The 11,189-nt window shown below is 40.1% G+C and carries 6 protein-coding genes and 1 other RNA gene; all 7 read left to right on the plus strand.

Translation table 11 applies throughout. The features are described 5' to 3' along the window. Positions 1-14: 14 nt before the first annotated feature. The gene (gpsB, locus tag SMSK564_RS11665) at positions 15-356 is read left to right on the plus strand and encodes a cell division regulator GpsB (protein WP_000146532.1); all 342 of its coding nucleotides are present in this window, start codon (positions 15-17) and stop codon (positions 354-356) included. Positions 357-376: 20 nt separating this feature from the next. Further along, an RNA gene (gene rnpB / locus SMSK564_RS13025) (RNase P RNA component class B) lies at positions 377-757 on the plus strand. Positions 758-841: 84 nt separating this feature from the next. Further along, entirely contained in the window at positions 842-1,999 is a 1,158-nt protein-coding gene (locus tag SMSK564_RS11670; protein ID WP_000711378.1) for a THUMP domain-containing class I SAM-dependent RNA methyltransferase, read from the plus strand. 13 nt (positions 2,000-2,012) lie between these two features. Continuing rightward, on the plus strand, positions 2,013-3,419 hold the full coding sequence (gene mapZ / locus SMSK564_RS11675; protein WP_000039292.1) for a cell division site-positioning protein MapZ: 1,407 nt from the start codon (positions 2,013-2,015) through the stop codon (positions 3,417-3,419). Between the two features lie 75 nt (positions 3,420-3,494). Further along, a complete protein-coding gene (gene gndA, locus SMSK564_RS11680; RefSeq protein ID WP_000158785.1) occupies positions 3,495-4,919 on the plus strand; it encodes an NADP-dependent phosphogluconate dehydrogenase in 1,425 nt (474 codons plus the stop codon). 11 nt (positions 4,920-4,930) lie between these two features. Next, positions 4,931-5,620, plus strand: coding sequence for a response regulator transcription factor (locus tag SMSK564_RS11685; protein ID WP_000518033.1), 690 nt, complete (start codon positions 4,931-4,933; stop codon positions 5,618-5,620). Between the two features lie 608 nt (positions 5,621-6,228). Further along, positions 6,229-11,189 (plus strand): Rib/alpha-like domain-containing protein (locus SMSK564_RS11690; RefSeq protein ID WP_000273831.1); only part of this gene is annotated, 4,961 nt, incomplete at its 3' end.

An 11,189-nucleotide genomic window follows, 5' to 3' on the forward strand; every position in this document is an offset into this window, starting at 1 on the left:
GAATGGAGAGAGACATGGCAAGTATTATTTTTTCAGCGAAAGATATTTTTGAACAAGAGTTTGGACGTGAAGTCCGTGGCTATAGCAAGGTAGAAGTTGATGAGTTTTTAGACGATGTCATTAAGGATTATGAAACCTATGCTGCCTTGGTCAAGTCACTTCGTCAGGAAATTGCGGATTTGAAGGAAGAATTAACTCGTAAACCGCAAGTGAGTTCGGCTCCAAGTCCTAGTCACCCAGATCCAATTGATGTGGCTGCTTCATCTTCTATGACGAATTTTGATATTTTGAAACGCTTGAATCGTCTTGAAAAAGAAGTATTCGGTAAACAAATTTTAGACAATACTGATTTGTAATTCAGGTCTTGTTACATGCAATTTTTGGATAATCGCGTGAGGAGAATTGCTTCTCATGAGGAAAGTCCATGCTAGCACAGGCTGTGATGCCTGTAGTGTTTGTGCTAGGCGAAACCATAAGCCTAGGGACGAGAAATCGTTACGGCAGTTGAAATGGCTAAGTCCTTGGATAGGCCAGAGTAGGCTTGAAAGTGCCACAGTGACGGAGTCTTTCTGGAAACGGAGAGAGTGGAACGCGGTAAACCCCTCAAGCTAGCAACCCAAATTTTGGTCGGGGCATGGAGTACGCGGAAACGAACGTAGTATTCTGACTGCTATCAGCTAGAGCTGTTAGTGGTAGACAGATGATTATCGAAGGAAGTGGTCCTAGTCACTTCTGGAACAAAACATGGCTTATAGAAAATTGCATATAGGTTGGGGCTGAGAAATTTTCTCAACCTCATTTTTTAAAGTGGACATATAGAAAGGTCTTGCAAGACTGTAAAATGAAAAAAGAATTTAATTTAATTGCAACTGTGGCAGCAGGTCTTGAAGCTGTTGTGGGACGAGAAGTGCGAGAGTTGGGCTACGATTGTCAGGTTGAAAATGGGCGTGTTCGTTTTCAAGGAGACGCGAGAGCCATCATCGAAACCAACCTCTGGCTTCGGGCAGCAGACCGTATCAAAATTATCGTAGGAGCTTTCCCAGCTAAGACTTTTGAAGACTTGTTTCAGGGAGTTTTCGCTTTAGATTGGGAAAATTATTTACCACTTGGAGCTCGGTTCCCGATTTCAAAAGCCAAATGTGTTAAGTCCAAACTTCACAATGAACCCAGTGTTCAGGCTATTTCTAAGAAAGCTGTTGTCAAGAAATTGCAGAAACACTATGCTCGCTCAGAAGGGGTTCCTTTGATGGAGAATGGCTCAGAGTTTAAGATTGAGATCTCTATTCTCAAAGATGTGGCAACTGTCATGATTGATACGACAGGGTCTAGCCTCTTTAAACGTGGTTATCGTACCGAAAAAGGGGGAGCCCCTATCAAGGAAAACATGGCGGCAGCTATTTTACAACTTTCTAACTGGTATCCAGACAAGCCTTTGATTGATCCAACCTGTGGTTCGGGTACTTTCTGTATCGAGGCGGTTATGATTGCTCGAAAGATGGCTCCAGGTCTACGTCGCTCTTTTGCATTTGAGGAGTGGAACTGGATTAGCGATCGCTTGATTCAGGAAGTGCGTACAGAAGCGGCTAAAAAAGTGGATCGTGAGCTGGAACTGGATATCATGGGCTGTGATATTGATGCTCGTATGGTGGAAATTGCTAAAGCTAATGCTCAGGCAGCTGGTGTTGCAGGAGACATTACTTTTAAGCAGATGCGCGTGCAGGATTTACGTTCTGATAAAATCAATGGTGTGATTATCTCCAATCCGCCTTATGGAGAACGTTTATCAGATGATGCAGGAGTTACCAAGCTCTATGCTGAGATGGGGCAAGTATTTGCACCACTGAAAACTTGGAGTAAGTTTATCCTAACTAGTGATGAAGCATTTGAAAGTAAGTATGGTAGTCAGGCGGATAAGAAACGTAAGTTATACAACGGAACCTTGAAAGTGGATCTGTATCAATATTTTGGTCAGCGTGTTAAACGCCAAGAGGTAAAATAGAAAGGTTATACTCATGAGTAAGAAAAGACGGAATCGTCATAAAAAAGAAGGTCAAGAACCGCGATTTGATTTTGATGAAGCAAAAGAGTTAACAGTTGGTCAAGCTATTCGTAAAAATGAAGAAGTGGAAGCAGGAGTCTTGCCTGAAGATTCCATTTTGGACAAGTATGTCAAGCAACACAAAGATGAAATCGAAGCAGATAAGTTTGCGACTCGTCAATACAAAAAAGAGGAGTTAGTCGAAAAAGAAGAGGTAGCTGTTACCTCGACTCTTGATGATTTGCTTCAAGAGATTCGTGAGGCAACAGAAGATGAGTCCTCAGTAGCAGAAGATGACTTGAGTCAGTTCGATGATTTAGAATTCATACGCGATTCAGAAGTTCCCCCTGTCGAAGAATTTGAGACTGAAGAAGTACCATTGTTTGAAGGGGAAGAAGTTTCAACACTTTCTCGAGTTCCGGATAGTGAAGATGAAAAAAATAAGAAGAAATGGGTGATTTATGGGATTCTAGTAACCTTAGCGCTTCTTATCCTTGGAACTGCTTATTATGTTTACCGTCAAGTGAATCGCTCAACACAGGAAATCCAAAATGCTCAATCATCGTCTAGTGAGCAGAATATTCAGCCGATTTTAGAAGATTTCAATAGCCAATACGATGCCTTCTACACAGATAGCAATAAAACAGCTTTGAAGAATAGCCAGTTTGATAAACTGAGTCAACTGAAGACCTTGCTTGATAAGTTGGAAGGTAGTCGCGAACATGCACTTGCTAAATCTAAATATGATAGTCTAACAACGCAAATCAAGGCCATTCAAGATGTCAATGCACAATTTGAAAAACCAGCTATTGTTGATGGTATTCTGGATACCAATGCCAAAGCCAAATCGGATGCTAAATTTACGGATATTAAAACTGGAAATACGGAGCTTGATAAAGTGCTAGATAAGGCTATCAGCCTTGGTAAGAGCCAGCAAACAAGTGCTTCCAGCTCAAGTTCAAGTCAAACTAGCAGTTCAAGCTCTAGCCAAGCAAGCTCCAATACGACTAGTGAGACAAAACCAAGTAGTTCAAATGAGACTAGAAGTAGTCGCAGTGAAGTCAATATGGGTCTCTCGAGTGCAGGGGTTGCTGTTCAAAGAAGTGCTAGTCGTGTTGCCTATAATCAGTCTGCTATTGATGATAGTAACAACTCTGCCTGGGATTTTGCGGATGGTGTCTTAGAACAAATTTTAGCGACTTCACGTTCGCGTGGCTATATCACTGGTAACCAATATATCCTTGAACGTGTCAATATCGTTAATGGCAATGGTTATTACAACCTCTATAAGCCAGATGGAACCTATCTCTTTACCCTTAACTGTAAGACAGGATATTTTGTTGGAAATGGTTCTGGACATGCGGATGCCTTGGACTTCTAAGTAGCCGTTACAAAATTCTTTCTTTTCAAAAGTAAAAATGATAAAATAAAACAAATTAAATAAGAGGAGTGTCAAATGACAAAAGCTAACTTTGGTGTCGTAGGTATGGCCGTAATGGGTCGTAACCTTGCCCTTAATATTGAATCTCGTGGTTACACAGTTGCTATCTACAACCGTAGTAAAGAAAAAACTGAAGATGTAATTGCTTGCCATCCTGAAAAGAACTTTGTACCAAGCTATGACGTTGAAAGTTTTGTAAACTCAATCGAAAAACCTCGTCGTATTATGCTCATGGTTCAAGCTGGACCTGGTACAGATGCTACAATTCAAGCCCTTCTTCCACACCTTGACAAGGGTGATATCTTGATTGACGGTGGAAACACTTTCTACAAAGATACAATCCGTCGTAATGAAGAATTGGCAAACTCAGGTATCAACTTTATTGGTACTGGGGTTTCTGGTGGTGAAAAAGGTGCCCTTGAAGGTCCGTCTATCATGCCTGGTGGACAAAAAGAGGCCTACGAATTGGTTGCGGATGTTCTTGAAGAAATCTCAGCTAAAGCACCAGAAGATGGCAAACCATGTGTGACTTACATCGGTCCTGATGGAGCTGGTCACTATGTGAAAATGGTTCACAACGGTATCGAGTACGGTGATATGCAATTAATCGCAGAAAGCTATGATCTTATGCAACACTTGCTCGGTCTTTCTGCTGAAGATATGGCTGAAATCTTTACTGAGTGGAACAAGGGTGAATTGGACAGCTACTTGATTGAAATCACAGCTGATATCTTGAGCCGTAAAGACGACGAAGGTCAAGACGGACCAATCGTAGACTACATCCTTGATGCTGCAGGTAACAAGGGAACTGGTAAATGGACTAGCCAATCATCACTTGACCTTGGTGTGCCATTGTCACTAATTACTGAGTCAGTATTTGCACGTTACATCTCTACTTATAAAGAAGAACGTGTACATGCTAGCAAGGTTCTTCCAAAACCAGCTGACTTCAAATTTGAAGGAGACAAGGCTGAGTTGATTGAAAAGATCCGTCAAGCCCTTTACTTCTCAAAAATCATTTCATACGCACAAGGTTTTGCGCAATTGCGTGTAGCTTCTAAAGAAAACAACTGGAACTTGCCATTTGCAGACATCGCATCTATCTGGCGTGATGGCTGTATCATCCGTTCTCGTTTCTTGCAAAAGATTACAGATGCTTACAACCGTGATGCAGACCTTGCTAACCTTCTTTTGGATGAGTACTTCTTGGATGTTACTGCTAAGTATCAACAAGCAGTGCGTGATATCGTAGCTCTTGCTGTTCAAGCTGGTGTGCCAGTGCCAACTTTCTCAGCAGCTATTACTTACTTTGATAGCTACCGTTCAGCTGACCTTCCGGCTAACTTGATCCAAGCGCAACGTGACTACTTTGGTGCCCACACTTACCAACGTAAAGACAAAGAAGGAACATTCCACTACTCTTGGTATGACGAAAAATAAGTAGGTCTGCCATGGGGAAACGGATTTTATTACTTGAGAAAGAACGAAATCTAGCTCATTTTTTAAGTTTGGAACTCCAAAAAGAGCAATACCGAGTTGATCAGGTTGAGGAGGGGCAAAAAGCCCTCTCCACGGCTCTTCAGACAGACTATGACTTGATTTTATTGAATGCTCGTCTGGGGGATATGACAGCCCAGGATTTTGCAGAGAAGCTGAGTCGGACTAAGCCAGCTTCAGTGATAATGGTCTTGGACCATCGTGAAGAATTGCAAGATCAGATTGAAACAATCCAACACTTTGCCGTTTCTTACATCTATAAGCCAGTTATTATTGAGAATCTGGTAGCTCGTATTTCAGCGATTTTCCGAGGTCGGGACTTTATCGATCAACACTGCAGTCAGATGAAGGTTCCAACGTCTTACCGCAATCTGCGTATGGATGTAGAACATCATACTGTTTATCGTGGCGAGGAGATGATTGCTCTGACGCGACGTGAGTATGACCTTTTGGCTACTCTTATGGGAAGCAAGAAAGTTCTGACTCGTGAGCAGTTGTTGGAAAGTGTCTGGAAGTATGAAAGTGCGACCGAAACGAATATCGTGGATGTCTACATCCGTTATCTACGTAGCAAGCTTGATGTAAAAGGTCAAAAAAGCTACATTAAAACCGTGCGTGGTGTCGGTTACACCATGCAAGAATAGAAAAGCAGTTGCAGTTTTTGTAACTGCTGCTTGAGCTCTATACTATCTGTAGTGGGAATTCCTGAATAACAGATAGTATGGGGCTTTTTTTGATGAGGTATAAATGCAGGTCCCTAGACGGCGTGTAATGCTTCAAAGAGATGGTCAGAGAGAATGATTTCTTATTGACCATAGTTTATACTCAATGAAAATGAAAGAGCAAACTAGGAAGCTAGCTGCAGGTTGCTCAAAACACTAGTTTTGAAGATGCAGATGAAAGCTGACGTGGTTTGAAGAGATTTTCGAAGAGTATTGGTATCTGATAAGCTTTACTTTCATAGTTTTCTACTTTTTGACGGTCAAAAGGGAAGAGCTAGCTGTAGGTGAAATCAATATATTCTTCATAAGTATTCAAAAAATAGCATTTATCATAGTTTTGAAGAAAAGGGGGATTTTATTTTTATTGCAATATTATAATATGGTGAATGGTTTAAATCCTGAAATATTCTGAAAATACTGGAAAAAAATAAAAAATAATTAATATAATTGACAAATCTGCTTATATAAATTATAATGTTGAGTGTATGTGTATTACATGCTATTTTTAGGAATCAAAAGGAGAAAATGTAGTGTATTTTAATCGTAAAAATGCAGAGCAAAAGAACTGGAGAATGATCAAAAAAGGAAAGCACTTCCTATTCGGTTGTTCTCTTGTTTTTGCGGTCGGAGCTAGCTTAGCTACTCAAGTGGTTCACGCAAACACAGCAGAAACTACTGTACCAAACAACTCGACTACTGGGGATGTTAACCCTACACCGAACGGAGATGGCAAGACTTATGAGGCACCTGCTGCTGTAGCAGAAATCAAGCCAGAAGTTACTACAACACCAGCTGTAACAGCAAAACTTGATGGAGAAACTGCAAAAGAAGTTAAAGCTTTAGATAAAACTAAACTTGAAAACTACATTGCAGAAATCGAAGCAAAATTAGCTAACGGAACGTATGATAACAAAACAGAAGAGAGTGTTGCGGTATTAAAAGCTGACTTAGAAGCTGCAAAAGCTACATTAGCAAACGCAACAACTCAAGATGAAATCACAAAAGCTTACAATAAACTTGTAACTACAGCTAACACTAAATTAAAAAATAAACCTGTAGATAAAAAAGAAACACCAGCAGTAGACACTACTAACGGAAAAGAAACTGTAGGTAAAAAAGCAGAAAATACTGAGAAAAAATCAGAATCTAACTCAATCGAAAACACAGGATCTAACGACCCACGTAACGGTAAAGCATTAGATAAAAACAATGCTTTTAGAGCGGAAGTTGCCTATTCAGAAGGTACAAATGCAGCCGCAAATGGTCATAGTGATGCCTATATCCTTAATGATGTTAATAGATACACGTCTACAGATGACGCTGTTAATGTAGTTTCTAAAGTTACAAATTATAAAGTTAAATATAATAAAGACAATAGTGGGAAGATTACTTCATTAGATTGGCTTGTCTTTTATAATGATCATGCAGAAAATCTAGCTAATGTGTATAATACAGATGGAGGAGATGTATATCGAAACTTCATCCAAATTCCTGCAGAAGTTAATATGCCAAAGGCTATTACACGTGCAAAATATGCGAGCCCAATCAACGGTAAATTAAATCCTAAAACTAAAAGACTCGAACGTATAAAACCTGATGGTTCAGCGTTGAGTAGTTCTGTAACATTTGAAAATCCATCACCAAATACAGCTGCTGGATTACCAAGAGCTCAGAAAGATACCTTTGCTTTGGCTTCTGGTTGGGAAAGTGATATCTATGGTCGTGCTATAGAAAAACTTGCCGGTCAGGAGGACAGATATTTCAAGAGTGCGGCGTCTGATTCTTCTCCGAAAACTAAAGAGTTATTGAATAATGCTGTCTTGAATGACAAACGTTTGATTGTGGATCGTTCGACTACAGGTGGTGATGGGTATGATGCCTATGCATGGAGTTTTAGAACTGAAGTCCCTAAAACAACAACTAACGAACAGATAAAAGATATGAAGGTTGTGTTTGGTATGATGCGTAGCGCCACTGCTGGTGCCAATGCAGGTTTCGCCAACATTGCAACTAACCCTATAAAGATGTGGAAGTCTGATGTTTACACACCAACAGCGAAAGATCAAACTGTAAAAGTTGGTCAAAAACCAGATGCGACAAAATCAATTGGAAACTTAGACACTCTTCCAAAAGGAACAACAGTTAAGTACAAGGATGCAGTAGATACACAAACTCCAGGTGAAAAACGAGCAACAGCAGTTGTAACTTACCCGGATACATCTACAAAAGAAGTTCCTGTAAAAGTAATTGTTGAAAAAGAAGCAGTAGCACCAGCTAAGCCAGTTATCACGACAAGTCTAACAGGTAAAGCTAACACTAAAACTCCGGTTGAAGTGAAAGCAGAAGCGGGGTCTACAGTTTCTCTGTTCGCCAAAGATGGCACTAAACTTGGAACAGCCGTTGCGAATGCCCAAGGTGTGGCAAGCATCACTCCAACAGTAAACATTCCAACCGGTATTATAGCAGCGACAGCTACTAAAAATGGTAAAACATCAGAAGTAAGTGATCCTGTAGAAGCAACTCCAGCGCCAGTTACTCCACAACCAGAAACACCGAAACCAAGCACGCCAGCACCAGGTGCAGCGACTAATAAACCAGCGGCAGATGCAGCGACTAGCGGTCCAGAAATTGTCAATGATTTGGCAGGTAAAGCAAGTACGCCAGCTGATGTGACTATCAAAGCACCAGCAGGTTCAACTGTTAAGCTTTACAACAAAGATGGCGTTGTGATTGGTGAAGCTGTAGCTAACGACCAAGGTGTAGCCACTGTTCACCCTACAAACAGCCTTCCAGAAGGAGAGATTACAGCTACTTCAACACCAGCAGGTGGAACAGAGTCATCTAAGAGTGCACCGATTACAGTTACAAAAACACCATTGGCTGAAGGAGGAAAAAGCGAAAAAACTAATGGTCATGTGAAACTTACATTGTTTAAGAACCTTGTAACAGTTTATCCTGGAGATGAGATTGATGTTGACGTTTGGGCAATTGCGGATCCTTCTCTTGAGCAATTCGCTGCTCCTCAAAATGCAACAGGGGTCACAGGAGTGTATCCACAGGGTTACTTCTTCCAAACAGCAGGTGGAAGAACCTTTAAAGAACAACATAATAAATACAAGGGTACAGTTGCCGAGACACAAAAGGCAGGCACTGTAGATGTTGGATTCGTTGCTCGTGGTAAAAAGGGAGGCTCAGTTGGAGATGTTCTTAGAGTTGTTGTTCTTGAGTCAGCTAAGAAGTATGAACCAGTTGCAGGTACAAAAGTAGATGTTGCAGATCCTAACAAGGTTTCTGAAGATGAAAAGAACAAGATCATCGACTCTGTTAAAACTGCGAACCCAAATCTTCCAGCAAATGCGACATACAGTGTAGATGAAAAGGGTAACCTTACTATCACTTATCCTGATGGATCAAAAGATAAGATTGCAGCAGCATATCTAGTTAACCCAACAACTCCTGCACGTGACAACGTAGCACCAACAGTAAGTATTCCATACTCAGATCCAGCTCCAAACAAAAAAGAAGTTTATCTTTATACTGGAGAAGAAGCTGATGTTGATATTACCTTTAACGACGATTCTGGAAAAATTAAATCAGCTTCACTTAAAAAAGGTGGAAATATTGCCCTAAATAACGTTGATGGGAACCCAGAAAAACAAGATAATGAATGGGGCTACACTGTAACAGCGATCAATTCTGAAACAAATACCCCAGCAAAAATCAAAGTAACAGGACAAGTTTCTGGTATTGCTGAAAATAGATTACCAAAAACAGAATCAGATTCATTAGAACTTGTAACTCGTTATGCAGCTGCAACTGATACAGATGGGGCAGAGATTACTAATAAGGCAACCAAAACTAAAAATAATGGAGAAATTGTTGGTACATATCTAACCGACACAGGTGCAGTAACTTTCGTATTAAAAGCTCAAACTAAGAAATATGATATTAAGGTTCCAGAGGAAAAACTTCCTGTAGCGGATGCTAACAATGTTACTGATAAAGAGTTTGAAAAAATTAAAGAGAAAGTTAAAGTTGAATATTCTCAAAACAATCCAGATGCACGTTTAGCTGACAAAAAAGGTCAAGAAGTAGAAGATGCTTCAAAAGTTGTTGATAAAGTAGAAAAAGATGGAAACAATCTTGTTGTAACCTATAAAGATGGTTCTAAAGATACAAAACCATTGACTGATTTTGCACGTACGAATGTTACACCAACAGTAGAAGTACCATACTCAAATGCTGCTAAACGTCAGATCTACGTTTATACAGGTGAAAAGACTGATTTAACATTCACAGGTAAAGACGAAACTGAAGTTAAAGACTTATACCTACGTGGACCTGTAAATACTACATCGGATAATGCGGCAAGTTATGGATTAACAACAGGTAAAGTTGAAAATGGTGCGGTAACTGGCGAAGGAACAGTCTCTGCTGATAAGAGAACAGCTACTATCAAGATGACTGGTACTACAAACCTTAACGCTGGTCAGAAGTGGACAAGTTTCATTGAGGCTAAAGATAGCGATAATGCTAAATCAATGACAGGTGTAAACTATAATGTTGAAAATGATGATGACGCAGCACGTCAACAAAAACCAGGATATGTTCAATTCATCGTTAAATCTCAAACGGATAAGTACGATATCAAGACACCAACTGAAAAAGTTGCTGTAACAGATCCAGCAAACGTAACAGAAGCTGACTTAGCTAAAATCAAAGAAAAACTGCAACTTGAGTACAAGCAGGATAACGACGACGCGAATATTGCAAAAAATACTGCAGTTGATAAAAATGGTAAGATTAAATCAGTAGCAAAAGATAACGCTGGAAATCTTGTAGTAACATATACAGATGATTCTACAGATACAAAACCATTGTCAGAATTTGTAACTAAAAAACCAACAGATGCAGATAAGAACACACCAACAGCTAAACCACAAACTGTTAAAGTTGGTGACAAACCAAAAGCAGAAGATTCAATTGGAAATGTAAAAGATCTTCCTAAGGGTACAAAAGTAGCCTTCAAAGATCCAGTAGATACAGCAACACCAGGTGAAAAAGATGCGACAGTAGTTGTAACATACCCAGATGGATCTAAAGAAGAAGTTCCAGTTAAGGTAACGGTTAAAGATCCAAGTTCACCTGAAGATCCAACAACTAAGGATACAGACGGCGATGGCTTGACTGATAAGGAAGAAGCAGAGAAAGGCACAGACCCTACTAAAGCTGATACAGATGGCGATGGCGTCACTGATAAAGAAGAAGTAGAGAAAGGCACAGATCCAAAAGATCCTAACTCTAAACCAGAATCTAAACCAGAAGATCCAACAACTAAGGATACAGATGGCGATGGCTTGACTGATAAGGAAGAAGCAGAGAAAGGAACGGATCCTACTAAAGCTGATACAGATGGCGATGGCGTCACTGATAAAGAAGAAGTAGAAAAAGGTACAGATCCAAAAAATCCTAACTCTAAACCAGAATCTCC

Origin of the sequence: Streptococcus mitis SK564 (genome assembly GCF_000148525.1) — a bacterium.
Taxonomy (GTDB): Bacteria; Bacillota; Bacilli; order Lactobacillales; family Streptococcaceae; genus Streptococcus; species Streptococcus mitis_H.